Source organism: Cronobacter universalis NCTC 9529, assembly GCF_001277175.1.
Lineage (GTDB): Bacteria > Pseudomonadota > Gammaproteobacteria > Enterobacterales > Enterobacteriaceae > Cronobacter > Cronobacter universalis.
Genome location: NZ_CP012257.1, coordinates 339,388 through 356,650, shown reverse-complemented (window position 1 = coordinate 356,650; position 17,263 = coordinate 339,388). Strand labels below are relative to the sequence as shown.

Annotated in this window: 12 protein-coding genes; 9 read left to right on the top strand and 3 right to left on the bottom strand. The window is 58.2% G+C overall.

What is annotated here, in order from left to right:
- Positions 1-27: 27 nt before the first annotated feature.
- The 9 genes from thiC to AFK65_RS01610 all read left to right on the top strand — a co-directional run bounded on the left by thiC (position 28) and on the right by AFK65_RS01610 (position 7,555).
- Positions 28-1,929, top strand: coding sequence for a phosphomethylpyrimidine synthase ThiC (thiC, locus tag AFK65_RS01650; protein WP_007704730.1), 1,902 nt, complete (start codon positions 28-30; stop codon positions 1,927-1,929).
- Entirely contained in the window at positions 1,929-2,561 is a 633-nt protein-coding gene (thiE, locus tag AFK65_RS01645; protein WP_369835011.1) for a thiamine phosphate synthase, read from the top strand. Before thiC ends, thiE begins: the two co-directional genes overlap by 1 nt.
- Positions 2,554-3,303 carry a HesA/MoeB/ThiF family protein gene (locus AFK65_RS01640; protein ID WP_007704714.1) on the top strand — a complete coding sequence of 250 codons (750 nt, stop codon included), beginning with the start codon at positions 2,554-2,556 and terminating at the stop codon, positions 3,301-3,303. The genes thiE and AFK65_RS01640 overlap by 8 nt, the downstream gene beginning before the upstream one ends.
- Complete coding sequence (gene thiS, locus AFK65_RS01635) at positions 3,293-3,493, top strand: sulfur carrier protein ThiS (protein WP_007704710.1); 201 nt, start codon at positions 3,293-3,295, stop codon at positions 3,491-3,493. Before AFK65_RS01640 ends, thiS begins: the two co-directional genes overlap by 11 nt.
- Position 3,494: 1 nt before the next feature.
- Positions 3,495-4,265 carry a thiazole synthase gene (thiG, locus tag AFK65_RS01630; protein ID WP_038858262.1) on the top strand — a complete coding sequence of 257 codons (771 nt, stop codon included), beginning with the start codon at positions 3,495-3,497 and terminating at the stop codon, positions 4,263-4,265.
- Positions 4,262-5,395, top strand: a complete 1,134-nt coding sequence (gene thiH, locus AFK65_RS01625) for a 2-iminoacetate synthase ThiH (RefSeq protein WP_038858263.1) — start codon at positions 4,262-4,264, stop codon at positions 5,393-5,395. The genes thiG and thiH overlap by 4 nt, the downstream gene beginning before the upstream one ends.
- A 313-nt stretch (positions 5,396-5,708) precedes the next feature.
- Positions 5,709-6,017 carry a PTS sugar transporter subunit IIB gene (locus AFK65_RS01620; protein WP_007704698.1) on the top strand — a complete coding sequence of 103 codons (309 nt, stop codon included), beginning with the start codon at positions 5,709-5,711 and terminating at the stop codon, positions 6,015-6,017.
- A 4-nt stretch (positions 6,018-6,021) separates the two neighbouring features.
- Positions 6,022-6,339: a PTS lactose/cellobiose transporter subunit IIA gene (locus AFK65_RS01615; RefSeq protein ID WP_007704695.1), complete on the top strand. Its 318-nt coding sequence runs from the start codon at positions 6,022-6,024 to the stop codon at positions 6,337-6,339.
- 175 nt (positions 6,340-6,514) lie between these two features.
- Positions 6,515-7,555, top strand: a complete 1,041-nt coding sequence (locus tag AFK65_RS01610; RefSeq protein WP_038858264.1) for a helix-turn-helix domain-containing protein — start codon at positions 6,515-6,517, stop codon at positions 7,553-7,555.
- On the opposite strand, the gene AFK65_RS01605 is transcribed toward AFK65_RS01610, so the two are convergent.
- From AFK65_RS01605 to rpoB, 3 genes are all read right to left on the bottom strand, one after another.
- The gene (locus AFK65_RS01605) at positions 7,449-8,531 is read right to left on the bottom strand and encodes an alpha/beta hydrolase family protein (RefSeq protein ID WP_038858267.1); all 1,083 of its coding nucleotides are present in this window, start codon (positions 8,529-8,531) and stop codon (positions 7,449-7,451) included. The two genes, AFK65_RS01610 and AFK65_RS01605, sit on opposite strands and share 107 nt — an antisense overlap.
- Positions 8,532-8,673: 142 nt before the next feature.
- Positions 8,674-12,897, bottom strand: coding sequence for a DNA-directed RNA polymerase subunit beta' (gene rpoC / locus AFK65_RS01600; protein WP_038858268.1), 4,224 nt, complete (start codon positions 12,895-12,897; stop codon positions 8,674-8,676).
- A 76-nt stretch (positions 12,898-12,973) separates the two neighbouring features.
- Complete coding sequence (rpoB, locus tag AFK65_RS01595) at positions 12,974-17,002, bottom strand: DNA-directed RNA polymerase subunit beta (protein WP_038858270.1); 4,029 nt, start codon at positions 17,000-17,002, stop codon at positions 12,974-12,976.
- Between the last annotated feature and the right edge of the window lie 261 nt (positions 17,003-17,263).

Below are 17,263 nucleotides of genomic sequence, written 5' to 3'. Positions count from 1 at the left end.
CTTCCTGACCGTTAACTGGAATGCGCTATGTCTGTATCAAACAAACCTGGCCGCCGCGAGCAGCGCGCCGCCGCACAACACTTTATCGACACGCTGGAAGGCACCGCTTTCCCCAACTCTCACCGCATCTATCTCACCGGCTCACGCGAGGATATCCGCGTGCCGATGCGCGAAATCCGCCTGAGCCCGACGCTTGCGGGCGGCAGCAAAGAGAACCCGCGCTATGAGCCCAACGAGCCGGTGCCGGTTTATGACACCTCAGGCCCTTACGGCGATCCAGCGGTGCGTATCGACGTCCGCGAAGGGTTGACCAAATTACGCAGCGCCTGGATAGACGCGCGTAACGACACGGAAACCCTGGATTCCCGCAGTTCGGCGTATACCCGCGAGCGCCTGGCCGATGACGGGCTGGATGAGTTGCGCTTTCGCGGGCTGCTGACGCCAAAGCGCGCAAAGGCGGGCCAGCGCGTCACCCAGTTGCATTACGCGCGTCAGGGCATCGTGACGCCCGAAATGGAATTCATCGCTATCCGGGAAAATATGGGCCGCGAGCGCATTCGCACGACGGTACTGCGCCAGCAGCATCCGGGCCACGGCTTTGGCGCGCGCCTGCCGGAGAACATCACGCCGGAGTTCGTGCGTGACGAAGTCGCCGCCGGGCGCGCCATCATTCCTGCCAACATCAATCACCCGGAATCGGAGCCGATGATTATCGGTCGTAACTTCCTGGTGAAGGTCAACGCCAATATCGGCAACTCGGCGGTGACGTCGTCTATCGAAGAGGAAGTCGAAAAACTGGTCTGGGCGACCCGCTGGGGCGCGGATACCGTGATGGACCTTTCCACCGGGCGCTATATCCACGAAACCCGCGAATGGATCCTGCGCAACAGCCCGGTGCCGATCGGTACGGTGCCGATCTACCAGGCGCTGGAGAAGGCTAACGGGATCGCCGAAGATCTGAGCTGGGAGATGTTCCGCGACACGCTGCTTGAGCAGGCCGAACAGGGCGTTGATTACTTCACCATTCACGCGGGCGTGCTGCTGCGCTATGTGCCGATGACCGCAGGCCGTCTGACGGGCATCGTCTCGCGCGGCGGCTCGATCATGGCGAAATGGTGCCTGTCGCATCACCGTGAAAACTTCCTCTACGAGCATTTCCGCGAAATCTGCGAAATTTGCGCCGCCTATGACGTCTCGCTGTCGCTTGGCGACGGCCTGCGCCCCGGCTCCATTCAGGACGCCAACGACGAGGCGCAATTCGCCGAACTCCACACGCTCGGCGAACTGACGAAAATCGCGTGGGAATATGACGTTCAGGTCATGATAGAAGGCCCGGGCCATGTGCCGATGCAGATGATCCGCCGCAATATGACCGAAGAGCTGGAGCACTGTCATGAAGCGCCATTCTACACGCTCGGGCCGCTTACGACCGATATCGCGCCCGGCTACGATCATTTCACCTCCGGGATCGGCGCGGCGATGATTGGCTGGTTCGGCTGCGCGATGCTCTGTTACGTGACGCCAAAAGAACACCTCGGCCTGCCAAATAAAGAAGATGTGAAACAGGGGCTCATCACCTACAAAATTGCCGCCCACGCCGCCGATCTCGCCAAAGGGCATCCGGGGGCGCAGATCCGCGACAACGCCATGTCGAAAGCGCGCTTTGAATTCCGTTGGGAAGATCAGTTCAACCTGGCGCTCGATCCGTTCACCGCCCGCGCCTACCACGATGAAACGCTGCCGCAGGAGTCCGGTAAAGTCGCGCATTTCTGCTCCATGTGCGGCCCGAAATTCTGCTCGATGAAAATCACCCAGGAGGTGCGCGACTACGCCGCGAAGCAGGCGATCGACGCGGGCATGACGGAGATGTCCCACCGCTTTCAGGCGCGCGGCGGCGATATTTATCTGCGCCAGGAGGAGGTCGAGTGATGGAGCCTCTGTTCGCGCCCGTACCGCGCCGCCTCGGGCTTTATCCGGTCGTCGACAGCGTGGAGTGGGTCACGCGTTTGCTGGAGGCTGGCGTGCGCACGCTTCAGTTGCGCATCAAGGATAAAACCGATGCTGAGGTGGAAGCCGATGTCGCCGCCGCCATTGCGCTGGGACAGCGCTGCCACGCCCGGCTGTTTATCAACGACTATTGGCGTCTCGCGATAAAACATCAGGCCTATGGCGTTCATCTCGGGCAGGAAGATCTGGAAACGGCCGATCTCAACGCCATTCGCAACGCCGGACTGCGGCTTGGCGTCTCCACGCATGACGATATGGAAATCGACGTGGCGCTGGCGGTGCGTCCCTCTTATATCGCGCTCGGTCACGTCTTTCCCACGCAGACCAAACAGATGCCCTCAGCGCCGCAAGGGCTTGCACAACTGGCGGCACACGTAAAACGGCTCGGCGACTATCCGACGGTCGCCATCGGCGGCATCAGCCTTGAACGCGCGCCCGCGGTGCTGGAAACCGGCGTCGGCAGTATCGCGGTGGTGAGCGCCATCACGCACGCGCCCGACTGGCGCGGTGCCACGCAACGGTTACTCGAACTGGCGGGGGTGGGCGATGAATGACGCCGATTTTATGCGTTACAGCCGCCAGCTGCTGCTGGAGGATATCGCCATCGATGGCCAGCAAAAACTGCTGGCAAGCCGCGTGTTGATTGTCGGCCTTGGCGGTCTCGGCTCGCCCGCCGCGCTCTATCTGGCAGGCGCAGGCGTGGGCACGCTATGGCTTGCCGATGACGACGCGGTGCACCTCAGTAATCTCCAACGGCAGATCCTGTTTAACGTCAGTGATATCGAACAGCCGAAATCGCGGGTGGCGGCGCGTCGTTTACAGGCGCTCAACCCGGCTATCAACAGCGTGGCGCTGAATGAACGGCTTGAGGGCGACGCGCTGCGCGAAGCGGTCGAGAGCGTCGATCTGGTGCTGGATTGCAGCGACAACATGACCACCCGGCAAGCCATCAACGCGGCCTGCGTGGCGCACGGCACGCCGCTCATTACCGCCAGCGCGGTCGGCATGGGCGGACAAATCGCCACCTTCGCGCCGCCCTTTGATTATGGCTGCTACCGCTGCCTGTGGCCGGATGACAGCGAGCCTGAGCGTAACTGCCTCACCGCCGGCGTGCTCGGCCCGGTGGTGGGCCTGATGGGCACGCTTCAGGCGCTGGAGGCGATCAAGCTATTGTGCGGCATCAGGCCCGACCAGGGCGAGCTGCGCCTCTTCGACGCCCGCGCCAGCCAGTGGCGCACCCTGACGCTCCAGCGCGCGGCGGACTGCCCGGTTTGCGGAGGCAAGCATGCGCATTGAACTCAACGATGAAGCCATACAATGCGTCCAGGGCTTGAGCGCGGCGCAGCTGCTGGCGCAGTTAAAACTCGACAGGCCCGGTACGGCGCTCGCGGTCAATCAGACCATTCTCCCGCGCAGCCAGTGGCCCGACTACACCCTGCAGGAAGGCGACAGCCTGCTGCTGTTTCAGGTTATCGCAGGAGGCTAAGATGTTACGAATCGCGGATAAAACCTTTCAATCACGCCTGTTTACCGGCACCGGTAAATTCGCGTCGCCGTCGCTGATGCTGGAAGCGATACGTGAGAGCGGCAGCGAGATGGCGACGCTCGCCATGAAGCGCGTGGATCTGCTGCGCCGGGACGATGCGCTGCTGGCGCCGTTGCAGGCATCCGGCGTGGCGTTGTTGCCAAACACATCCGGCGCCAAAACCGCCGAAGAGGCGGTCTTCGCTGCGCAGCTCGCCCGTGAAGCGCTGGGCACTCACTGGATCAAACTGGAGATCCATCCCGACGCCCGCTGGCTGCTGCCGGACCCGATAGAAACGCTGCGGGCGGCGGAAAAACTGGTCGCGCAGGGGTTTGTGGTATTGCCCTATTGCGGCGCGGATCCGGTGCTCTGCAAGCGCCTCGAAGAGGCGGGCTGCGCGGCGGTGATGCCGCTCGGCGCGCCGATTGGCTCCAATCAGGGGCTGCAGACGCGGGCGCTGCTGGAAATTATCATCGCGCAGGCAAACGTGCCGGTGGTGGTGGATGCGGGTATCGGCGCGCCAAGTCATGCCGCCGAGGCGCTGGAAATGGGCGCCGATGCGGTGCTGGTGAATACGGCCATCGCCGTGGCGCGCGATCCGGTCGCGATGGCGCGCGCGTTCCGCCTGGCTGTCGAGGCGGGCCGTACCGGGTTTGAAGCCGGGCTCGGCGCGCGCGCGTTTCAGGCGCAGGCCACCAGCCCGCTCACCGGTTTCCTGGAGGCGCAGGCATGAACACCTTTACCGATCGCTGGCGCACGCTGAACTGGGATGATATCCGGCTGCGCATTCACAGCAAAACCGGACGCGATGTGGAGCGCGCGCTCGCCGCCGCGCATCCTGACCGGGAAGATATGATGGCGCTGCTCTCCCCGGCCGCGCTGGATTATCTCGAACCGCTGGCGCAGCGCGCGCAGCAACTCACCCGCCAGCGCTTTGGCAACACCGTCAGTTTTTATGTGCCGCTTTATCTTTCTAATCTTTGCGCCAACGAATGCACCTACTGCGGCTTCTCCATGAGCAACCGCATCAAACGCAAAACGCTGGACGAAGAGGAGATTGCGCGCGAGTGCGCCGCAATTAAAGCGATGGGGTTTGAGCATCTGCTGCTGGTCACCGGCGAGCACCAGAATAAGGTAGGCATGGATTATTTCCGCCGTCACCTTCCGGCGATCCGCCGCCAGTTTGCGTCGCTGCAAATGGAAGTGCAGCCGCTCGGGCAGGCGGAGTATGCCGAGCTGAAAGCGCTCGGGCTCGACGGCGTGCTGGTTTATCAGGAGACGTATCACGAAGCGGTCTATGCCCGCCACCACCTGCGCGGCAATAAACAGGACTTTTTCTGGCGGCTGGAGACGCCGGACCGACTCGGGCGCGCGGGCATCGACCGCATCGGGCTTGGGGCGCTGACCGGGCTGTCTGACTGCTGGCGCACCGATAACTATATGGTGGCGGAGCATTTACTCTGGCTGCAACAGCGCTACTGGCAGAGCCGCTACTCTGTGGCGTTCCCGCGTCTTCGCCCTTGCGCGGGCGGCATTCAGCCCGCCTCGGTGATGGATGAACGCCAGCTGGTGCAGCTCATCTGCGCCTTTCGCCTGTTTGCGCCGGAAGCCGAGCTGTCGCTCTCCACCCGCGAATCGCCGCACTTTCGCGATAACGTGGTGCCGATTGCGATCAACGCCGTCAGCGCGTTTTCCCGCACCCAGCCAGGCGGCTACGCCGACGGGCATACCGAACTGGAACAGTTCGCGCCCCATGACGGACGTCGCCCGGAAGAGGTCGCGGCCAGTCTTATCCAGCGGGGGCTTCAGCCGGTGTGGAAAGACTGGGATGGGTATCTGGGAAGAAGCGCGCAAAACGCCTGAAACCAAACGCAAACCGGGCGATATCTTTCGGCATGTTACGCAAAACGGAAAGTTGCGGTTTGATGGCCAACGCCTGTGGATTTACTCTGCTCTTGCCGGCCTGGGATGGCTGGCCGGGGCGGCTCCTGATGCTCTCTCTCTGCCGCCCCGCCTCTTAATGTTCGCCCGGTAGCAAAGTAAACGGGCTTTGGAAACCGGTTTCCATTTTTGCGGTTTTCTTTGTGATGGGTAACACACAATCACATCAAAGCGGTTGTTGGGAGCGGGGGTGGGGGATAAATATCAAGGAAACAACAGTCACAGAGAGCGGATTATGAAAAATATCGTTTTATGCTGTGCCGCAGGTATGTCCACCAGCATGCTGGTTCAACGGATGAAAGACGCCGCCCAGAAAAAAGGCGTCGAGGTGGCTATTAAGGCCGTTCCGGTCGCGGAGTTTAAAGATATTATCGGCACCGCCGACATCGTACTGCTTGGCCCGCAGGTCAAATATGAACAGCCCAAGTTTCAGGAAATTGCCGATCCGCTGGGCAAAAAAGTCGCCGTTATCGACATGATGGATTACGGCATGATGAAAGGCGACGTGGTGCTGGATAAAGCCCTTAAGATGCTGGAGCAATAAGGACATGGAAGATTTAGAGTCGATTATTATGGAGCTGCTGGTCAATGCCGGCAGCGCGCGCAGCCAGGCGCTGACTGCGCTTCAGCTGGCCCGCAAAGGCGATTTCGACGGCGCCGAAAAAGCGATGGAAGAATCCCACGAGTTTGTGAAGCATGCGCATAAAATCCAGACGCAGCTTATCGGGCTGGACGAGGGCAGCGGTAAACTGCCGGTCAACCTTATTACCGTTCACTCTCAGGATCACCTGATGAACGCGATGGTTATCCAGGATCTGGCGGGTGACCTGATCGAGCTTTACCGCCGTCTGCCGCTGGTGAAATAGCGCCTCGCCACACCGCTATTATCCCATCACGCCCGGTTTGACCGGGCTTTTTCATATCCACGCCTCACTCCTGATTGCAAGCCGCTAAACCGGACGGTGTCTTTTATTCACGCTTTATGGCACAACGATGTTCTCAGGCGCCTTAAGGCCCGTTAATGATAAAACAGGTTTCGTCATGCCCTCGGTTCCCGTTCCGGTTTTTACCCTTGCCATTCTTTTGATGCTGCTGGCGAAAATCTCGTTGTCTGGCAACAGTCATTACCGCCGACTCGCGACTTTTGTGGGAGGATGCGCGCTACTGGTGCTGCTCACCGCGTTGCGCTGGTCGCTCGACCTGACGGTGTTACGCCAGTTGCAATCACTTGCCGCTATTACGCTGCCGCCGCTTGCGTGGTACTGCTTTTCCGGGCTCGCCGCTTCGCAGGCGTTACGACGAAATCTAATGATAGTCGCGCCCGCCGCCGTGGCGCTTATCGTTAATCTGGTCTTTCCTGCCGCGACAGACTGCGCGCTCGCGGCGCTTTATCTCGGTTATGGCGTCGCTCTGCTGCGCACCGCTCACCAGGGAGCGGATGCTTTTTCGCGAAGCCGCCTGAGCGATGCGCCAGCGGCGGCAAAGCTCGCTTTCGTCTCGGGCGCCTTTCTCTGTTTTTCCGCGCTGACTGACATCGCGATCGCCTTCGATTTCCGGTATTTTCAGGGCAAGCAGGCGCCGCTGCTGGTCGCCGTGTCGCAGGCAATACTGCTGCCGTTTATGTGTCTCGCCATTTTATGGCCCGCCAGAAAACCAGCGCAGGCAGCGCCTGCCGCCGTTCCGGCGCTGCCCGCGAGCGACGCGGTGCAGGACGAGCAACGCTGTGCGCAGCTCGAAGAGATGCTGCGCGCGCAGTCGCTTTACCTGAATCCCGATCTCACGCTGGATCTGCTGGCGCGAAAAACCGGCACGCCCGCCCGTCATATTTCACGGGCAGTCAATGCCACGCGGGGTTGTAACGTCTCGCAGTGGATTAACAGCTTTCGCATCGCCCACGCACAGCAGTTGTTGCGTCTGACCGGCTCGCCCGTTACCGCCGTGATGCTGGAGTCTGGCTTTAACACGAAATCGAACTTCAATCGCGAGTTCGCGCGGATTGTGGGGATGAGCCCGGTGGAATATCGCCGCGCGGCGGCTGATACCCCAGCGCCTGATCAAGAAACGCGCTTATCTGCGCCGTGAGTTGCTGGTGAATATTCTCACGACTGAAGCCTGCGCCATCACGGCACACAATCCCCTCACCCGGCTCATGCGCGTCGATAACGGCGGCCGCGCCCGGCTTACAAAGCTGCATAAAGCTAAAGTGTGTAGCACCTGCAACGCTAATAGCGCGAGTGAGCTGGCCGGGCAAACGGTGGACCAGATAGCCAGACTCCAGCGCGGCGGGCACATCGTCGCTGTCGGCACCAGCGCTCATTACCAGCACAGGAATTCCCACCTTCGCCAGGCTTTGCGACGTAAAGCCGCGCGCGAGCCCCAGATCTAACGACACCACGGCCCTGATTCGGCTATCGCGCTGGCTTTCCGCCAGCCGGTGCCCTGCGCCCGGTAAATCGATGCCAAGCGTACGGGCAACCTGGCAACCGCCCAGTTCAGGATGACTTTTACAATCCGCCAGAAAACGCGGCGCAGAGAACCGCGCGCCCGCCAGTTCCAGAACCGTCCATCCACCCAGTGAATGCCCTGCCGCAGCAATACGCTGTTCGTCTGGTGTCCCGGTTTTTTCCGGGCTGGCGATCAGCGCATCCAGCACACGCGTGACGTCTTTCGGGCGTTGCCAGAGCGCCTGCGCCTGGGACGGCTCTTTATTACGGGTCGTGGTACCCGGATGGTCCATCGCGGCGACGATATACCCCTGGTCTGCCATCGCCTTTGCCAGCCAGTTCAGGTTGCGCCAGTTACCGCCAAAGCCATGCGAAAGTAACAGTACCGGGTGCGCGCCCGGCGCAGGAGCGGCGTCGCGCTGTACCTTAACGCCCGTGAACACGATGTTGTCGCCCACCGTCTCTGTCGCATGGTTATCGTCTGTGGGATACCAGACGGCGACATCCAGCGGACGCGTGGCAGGCGAGTCGATGGTGAACTGACGAAAACCGATGCCCGCCGATGCGGCAGCGCTTAACAGCAGAAGGGTAATAAAGGTGATGAGTCGATACATGGCAATGCTCTCCGTTTACAGGTCACGGATTTGTAGCATCGGGGCGGTATGCGGGCGTCCTGAAACGCGATCGAGGTCTTTTTAGGGGATTTCAGACATAAAAAAACCCGCCGAAGCGGGTTTTTAGTCAGGCTAAGAACGATTACTCGTTGTCGTTGCCGCCCAGACCTGCGTTCAGCAGTTCTGCCAGGCTTGCAGACGCGTCTTCCGCAGTCACCTGCGGTGCTGCCGGGAGTTCACCCGCAGCGCGACGGCGCATACGATCCTGGTGGTACGCGTAACCGGTACCGGCCGGGATCAGACGACCCACAATAACGTTCTCTTTCAGACCGCGCAGTTCGTCGCGTTTGCCCGCAACGGCTGCTTCGGTCAGCACGCGAGTGGTCTCCTGGAACGATGCCGCGGAGATGAAGGACTCGGTGGCCAGAGACGCTTTGGTGATACCCAGCAGGTCGCGCATGTAAGTCGCGCTGACTTTGCCGTTCGCTTCCAGTTCGCGGTTGGCGATCTTGACGCGAGAGTATTCCACCTGCTCACCTTCCAGGAACTCGGAGCTGCCTGCGTTCATGATGGTGGCTTTACGCAGCATCTGACGAACGATAACTTCGATGTGCTTATCGTTAATCTTAACGCCCTGCAGACGGTAAACGTCCTGCACTTCGTTAACGATGTAACGGGTCACAGCCTGAACGCCACGCAGACGCAGAATGTCATGCGGCGCTTCCGGACCGTCGGAAACCACATCACCGCGTTCTACGCGTTCACCTTCGAACACGTTGAGCTGACGCCACTTAGGAATCATCTCTTCGTACGGCTCGCTGCCATCTACCGGGGTGATAACCAGACGGCGTTTACCTTTGGTCTCTTTACCGAAGGAGATGATGCCGCTGATTTCAGCCAGGATTGCCGGCTCTTTCGGACGACGCGCTTCGAACAGGTCAGCAACGCGTGGCAGACCACCGGTGATGTCCTTGGTACCGCCGGATTCCTGAGGAATACGCGCCAGGGTGTCACCAGAGCTAATCTGTACGCCATCTTCCAGCTGTACAATCGCTTTACCCGGCAGGAAGTACTGTGCCGGCATATCGGTACCCGGGATCAGAACGTCGTTACCCTGAGCATCAACGATTTTCAGCGCCGGACGCAGATCTTTACCGCCCGCGGTACGTTCAGCGGAATCCAGAACCACCAGAGAAGACAGACCGGTCAGTTCGTCGGTCTGACGAGTAATGGTCTGGCCGTCAATCATGTCAGTGAAGCGGATGAAACCACTGACTTCGGTGATAACCGGCATGGTGTGCGGATCCCAGTTTGCAACGGTTTCACCGCCGGCAACCTGCTCGCCATCACCCTTCGCCATAACTGCGCCGTAAGGCACTTTATAGCTCTCTTTGGTACGACCGAATTCGTCGATCAGCTTCAGCTCGGTGTTACGGGAAGTCACCACCAGCTTACCGCTGGAGTTAACAACCGACTTCGCATTGCTCAGACGGATGCTACCTTTGTTTTTCACCTGGATGCTGGATTCAGCAGCCGCACGAGATGCCGCACCACCGATGTGGAACGTACGCATCGTCAGCTGAGTACCCGGCTCACCGATGGACTGTGCCGCGATAACGCCGATGGCTTCACCTTTGTTGATGATGTGGCCACGCGCGAGATCTCGACCATAGCAGTGCGCACATACACCGAAATCGGTGTCACAGGATACAACGGAACGCACTTTCACGGAGTCAACAGAGTTCGCTTCCAGCAGGTCACACCACTGTTCGTGCAGCAGGGTGTTGCGTGGAACCAGAATGTCTGCGGTACCCGGCTTCAGAATGTCTTCCGCGGTAACACGACCCAGTACGCGATCGCGCAGCGGCTCTTTAACATCGCCACCCTCGATAACCGGGGTCATGGTGATGCCTTCCAGCGTGCCGCAATCGTCTTCGGTCACCACCAGATCCTGCGCCACGTCAACCAGACGACGGGTCAGATAACCGGAGTTCGCGGTTTTCAGTGCGGTATCCGCCAGACCTTTACGCGCGCCGTGGGTCGAGATGAAGTACTGGAGTACGTTCAGACCTTCACGGAAGTTCGCGGTGATTGGCGTTTCGATGATGGAGCCATCCGGCTTCGCCATCAGACCACGCATACCCGCAAGCTGACGAATCTGTGCCGCAGAACCACGCGCACCGGAGTCGGCCATCATGTAAATGCTGTTGAAGGAAACCTGCTGCTCTTCTACGCCGTCACGGTTAATCACGGTTTCGGTTTGCAGGTTATCCATCATCGCTTTGGATACACGATCGTTCGCCGCAGCCCAGATATCGATAACTTTGTTGTAGCGTTCGCCCGCGGTAACCAGACCAGACTGGAACTGCTCCTGGATCTCGGCCACTTCGGCTTCCGCTTCGGAGATGATCTCGTGTTTCTTCTCCGGAATAACCATGTCGTCGATACCTACGGACGCGCCAGAGCGCGCTGCATAGGCAAAACCGGTGTACATGGTCTGGTCAGCAAAGATAACGGTCGGCTTCAGGCCCAGAATGCGGTAACAGGTGTTCAGCATTTTGGAGATAGCTTTCTTGCCCAGCGCCTGGTTGACGATGGAGAAAGGCAGACCTTTCGGTACGATCATCCACAGAATGGCACGGCCAACAGTCGTGTCTTTCAGGCTGGTTTTCGCAACGAATTCGCCGTTTGCATCTTTTTCATATTCAGTGATACGCACTTTAACGCGCGCATGCAGAGAGGCCAGGCCAGCGCGATAGATACGCTCGGCTTCTTTAGGGCCAGTCAGCACCATGCCTTCGCCTTTGGCGTTAACACAGTCACGGGTCATGTAGTACAGACCCAGTACAACGTCCTGAGAAGGAACGATGATTGGTTCGCCGTTCGCCGGAGACAGAATGTTGTTGGTAGACATCATCAGCGCGCGCGCTTCAAGCTGGGCTTCCAGCGTCAGCGGTACGTGAACAGCCATCTGGTCACCATCGAAGTCGGCGTTGTATGCCGCACAAACCAGCGGGTGCAGCTGGATAGCTTTACCTTCGATCAGTACCGGTTCGAACGCCTGAATACCCAGACGGTGCAGGGTCGGCGCACGGTTCAGCAGTACCGGGTGCTCACGGATAACTTCGTCCAGGATATCCCACACGACCGCTTCTTCACGCTCAACCATTTTCTTGGCGGCTTTGATGGTAGTCGCGAGGCCACGCAGTTCCAGCTTGCCGTAGATGAACGGTTTGAACAGTTCCAGCGCCATTTTCTTCGGCAGGCCGCACTGATGCAGACGCAGGTACGGACCTACGGTAATTACGGAACGACCAGAGTAGTCCACGCGCTTACCGAGCAGGTTCTGACGGAAACGCCCCTGCTTACCTTTGATCATGTCGGCAAGGGATTTCAGCGGACGCTTGTTGGAGCCGGTGATCGCGCGACCGCGACGGCCGTTATCCAGCAGGGCGTCTACCGCTTCCTGCAGCATACGTTTTTCGTTGCGTACGATGATGTCCGGCGCAGCGAGATCCAGCAGACGTTTCAGACGGTTGTTACGGTTGATCACGCGACGATACAGATCGTTCAGATCCGACGTTGCGAAACGACCGCCATCCAGCGGAACCAGCGGACGCAGATCCGGCGGCAGCACCGGCAGCACGGTCAGGATCATCCACTCCGGCTTGTTGCCAGACTGTACGAACGCTTCCAGCAGCTTGATGCGCTTGGTCAGCTTTTTACGCTTGGTTTCGGAGTTGGTTTCGTTCAGCTCTTCGCGCAGCTGCTCGCACTCGGCTTCCAGATCCATGCTTTTCAGCAGAGCCTGGATAGCTTCGGCGCCCATTTTCGCGTCGAATTCGTCACCGAACTCTTCCAGCGCGTCCAGGTACTGCTCTTCAGTCAGGATCTGGCTGCGCTCGAGGTTGGTCATGCCACCCTCGATAACCACGTAAGATTCAAAATACAGTACGCGTTCGATATCGCGCAGCGGCATATCCAGCAGCAGACCGATACGGGACGGCAGAGATTTCAGGAACCAGATGTGGGCAGTCGGGGAAGCCAGCTCGATGTGGCCCATGCGCTCACGACGCACTTTAGTCTGGGTCACTTCAACGCCGCACTTCTCACAAATCACACCGCGGTGTTTCAGGCGCTTGTACTTACCGCACAGGCACTCATAGTCTTTTACCGGCCCAAAGATACGGGCGCAAAACAGACCGTCGCGCTCCGGCTTAAAGGTACGGTAGTTAATGGTTTCCGGCTTTTTAACTTCACCGAAAGACCATGAACGGATCATGTCTGGCGAGGCCAGAGCAATTTTGATCGCATCAAACTCTTCGGTTTTAGTTTGCGCTTTCAGAAACTTTAATAAGTCTTTCACGGATTTGCTCCCGTCGGAGTTAGCACAATCTGGCGCCGGGTGTTACCCCGGCACCAGTGACCTGTTTGAGCGAGAGTTACTCGTCTTCCAGTTCGATGTTGATGCCCAGCGAACGAATCTCTTTCAACAGTACGTTGAACGATTCCGGCATGCCCGGTTCCATCTGATGGTTGCCATCCACGATGTTCTTATACATCTTGGTACGGCCGTTCACGTCATCAGACTTAACGGTAAGCATTTCCTGCAGGGTATAGGCGGCGCCGTAAGCTTCCAGCGCCCACACTTCCATCTCACCGAAGCGCTGGCCACCGAACTGCGCCTTACCACCCAGCGGCTGCTGAGTAACCAGGCTGTAAGAACCGGTGGAACGAGCGTGCATCTTGTCGTCAACCAGGTGGTTCAGTTTCAGCATGTACATGTAACCTACGGTTACCGGACGCTCGAACTGTTCACCCGTACGGCCGTCGAACAGGGTGATCTGACCGGAAGTCGGCAGGTCGCCCAGCTGCAGCAGCTCTTTAATCTCAGCTTCTTTCGCGCCGTCGAATACCGGCGTGGCGAGCGGCATACCTTTACGCAGGTTTTCAGCCAGACGCAGTACTTCTTCGTCGCTGAAGGTGTTCAGGTCAACTTTCTGACGAACATCCTGGCCGAGGTCGTAAGCTTTCTGGATGAATTCGCGCAGTTTCGCGACTTCTTCCTGACGCTTCAGCATGGCGTTGATCTTGTCGCCGATACCTTTCGCCGCCATACCCAAGTGAGTTTCCAGGATCTGACCGATGTTCATACGAGACGGTACGCCCAGCGGGTTCAGTACGATATCTACCGGCGTGCCGTTTTCATCGTAAGGCATATCTTCGATCGGGTTGATCTTGGAGATAACACCTTTGTTACCGTGGCGGCCTGCCATCTTATCGCCCGGCTGGATCTGACGTTTAACGGCCAGATACACCTTAACGATCTTCAGCACGCCCGGCGCCAGATCGTCGCCCTGGGTGATTTTGCGGCGTTTCGCTTCGAGTTTCTTCTCAAACTCGTGCTTCAGCTCGTCGTACTGCTCAGCCAGCTGTTCCAGCTGATTCTGTTTCTCTTCGTCGGTCAGGCCGAGTTCCAGCCAGCGGTCGCGCGGCAGTTTGTCGAGCTTCTCAGCTTCGACGCCGCCTGCGATCAGGACAGCGCGAATACGGCTGAACAGACCCGCTTCGAGGATCTGCAGTTCTTCAGACAGGTCTTTTTTGGCCTGCTTGAGCTGCATTTCTTCGATTTCCAGCGCACGTTTGTCTTTTTCCACACCATCGCGGGTAAAGACCTGAACGTCGATAACCGTACCGGAAACGCCGTTCGGCACGCGCAGAGAAGAGTCTTTAACGTCAGACGCTTTCTCACCGAAGATTGCACGCAGCAGTTTCTCTTCCGGCGTCAGCTGGGTTTCACCTTTCGGGGTAACCTTGCCCACCAGAATGTCGCCGCCGGTCACTTCCGCGCCGATGTAGACGATACCGGATTCATCGAGTTTGGAGAGCGCAGCTTCACCCACGTTCGGGATGTCAGCGGTGATCTCTTCCGGCCCCAGCTTGGTATCGCGAGATACGCACGCCAGTTCCTGGATGTGAATCGTGGTGAAACGGTCTTCCTGGACCACACGCTCGGAAACGAGGATGGAGTCTTCGAAGTTGTAGCCGTTCCACGGCATGAACGCTACGCGCATGTTCTGACCGAGCGCCAGTTCACCGAGGTCGGTGGACGGACCGTCTGCCAGCACGTCGCCGCGCTCAACCGGTTCATTCAGAGACACGCACGGCATCTGGTTGATGCAGGTGTTCTGGTTAGAACGGGTGTATTTAGTCAGGTTATAGATGTCGATACCTGCTTCGCCCGGGTACATCTCGTCTTCGTTAACTTTGATAACGATACGGGATGCATCCACGTACTGAACGGTACCGCCACGTTTCGCAACGGCGGTTACACCGGAGTCAACGGCAACAGCACGTTCCATACCGGTCCCTACCAGCGGCTTATCAGCGCGCAGAGTCGGAACCGCCTGACGTTGCATGTTCGCACCCATCAATGCACGGTTGGCGTCATCGTGCTCAAGGAACGGGATCAGGGACGCACCGACGGAAACCACCTGCTGGGTGGAAACGTCCATATAGTCAACCTGGTCTGCGCTGAAGAGGCTGGATTCGCCTTTGCTGCGGCAGGTGACCAAATCATCGGCGAAGCGGCCTTCTTCGGTCAGGTTGGTGTTCGCCTGAGCGATAACGTAGTTACCTTCTTCGATAGCGGAGAGGTAATGAATTTCATCGGTCACCACACCGTCGGTCACTTTACGGTACGGCGTCTCAAGGAAGCCATACTCGTTAGTCTGTGCGTACACGGACAGGGAGTTGATCAGACCGATGTTCGGACCTTCCGGCGTTTCGATAGGACATACGCGACCGTAGTGGGTCGGGTGTACGTCTCGAACTTCGAAGCCTGCGCGTTCACGCGTCAGACCGCCCGGGCCGAGCGCAGAGATACGACGTTTGTGCGTAATCTCAGACAGCGGGTTGTTCTGGTCCATAAACTGGGAAAGCTGGCTGGAGCCGAAGAACTCTTTCACCGCAGCGGAGATAGGCTTGGCGTTGATCATATCCTGCGGCATCAGGGTATCCAGATCGCCCAGAGACAGACGCTCTTTCACCGCACGCTCTACACGCACCAGGCCAACGCGGAACTGGTTTTCCGCCATTTCGCCAACGGAACGGATACGACGGTTGCCGAGGTGGTCGATATCGTCCACTTCGCCTTTACCGTTACGGATATCGATGAGCTTCTTCATCACGTCGATGATGTCAGCTTTGCTCAGGATACCGGAACCTTCAATCTCGTCGCGCAGCAGAGAACGGTTGAACTTCATGCGGCCAACCGCAGACAGATCGTAACGATCTTCAGAGAAGAACAGGTTCTCAAACAGGCTTTCCGCCGCTTCACGCGTCGGCGGCTCGCCAGGACGCATCATGCGGTAGATTTCAACCAGCGCGCTCAGGCGATCGGTGGTCGGGTCGACGCGTACGGTCTCAGACATGTACGGGCCGTGATCGAGGTCGTTGGTGAACAGTGTCTCGATACGTTTGTGACCAGACTGGCTCAGCTTCGCCAGCAGATCCAGGGACAGCTCCATGTTGGCCGGGCAAATCAGCTCGCCAGTGGAAGCATCCACGTAATCTTTCGCTGCGACTTTACCGGCGATGTATTCCACCGGAACTTCGATGTGTTTGATTTCGTCTTTTTCGAGCTGGCGGATATGACGCGCAGTGATACGACGGCCTTTTTCTACGTAAATTTTGCCGTTTGCTTCGATATCAAAGGATGCGGTTTCACCACGCAGACGCTCCGGAATCAGCTCCATCTGCAGCTTGTTGTCGCGGATTTCGAAAACCACTTTCTCGAAGAACAGGTCAAGAATCTGCTCAGTGGTGTAATCCAGCGCGCGCAGGATGATAGTTGCCGGCAGCTTACGACGACGGTCGATACGGACAAACAGGTTGTCTTTAGGATCGAACTCGAAGTCCAGCCAGGAGCCACGGTAAGGAATGATGCGTGCGTTATACAGCACCTTACCAGAGGAGTGGGTTTTGCCCTTGTCACTGTCAAAGAACACGCCCGGGCTACGGTGCAGCTGAGAAACGATAACACGCTCAGTACCGTTGATGACGAAGGTACCGTTATCGGTCATGAGCGGAATTTCGCCCATGTAAACTTCTTGCTCTTTGATGTCTTTAACGGTGCCTTCCGGCGCTTCGCGCTCGTAGATCACCAGACGCAGCTTAACGCGCAGCGGTGCCGAATAGGTCACGCCACGGATCTGGCATTCTTTAACATCAAAGACAGGTTCGCCAAGACGGTAGCTGACGTACTGCAGTTCCGAATTGCCGCTGTAGCTCTGAATCGGGAATACGGAGCGGAAAGCCGCTTCCAGACCGTACTGACCCTCAGGATCTTGCTCGATAAATTTCTGGAACGAGTCAAGCTGGATAGAAAGGAGATAGGGAACATCCAGAACTTGCGGACGTTTACCAAAATCCTTACGAATACGTTTTTTCTCGGTATAGGAGTAAACCATAGGGTTCCTCAGCTCGCTGACAAGTCGACCCACTCTGTCCATCGAAGGGACAGTTTATGCAACACCATTTTGTTGACCGAAAAGTGGAACACTTTTCGCAATACCTGTTGCTATCACGCTTAAACCATTTCATTGCGATTTACACAGTGCCGAAACGCTGTCGCAGTATATTAAGTCGTCGATAGAAACAAGCATTGACGGGTAACCAGCAGTAAAACAGTGTGAAACGCTACTGGTCCCCTAGCGCAAAAAGGCTGGTGA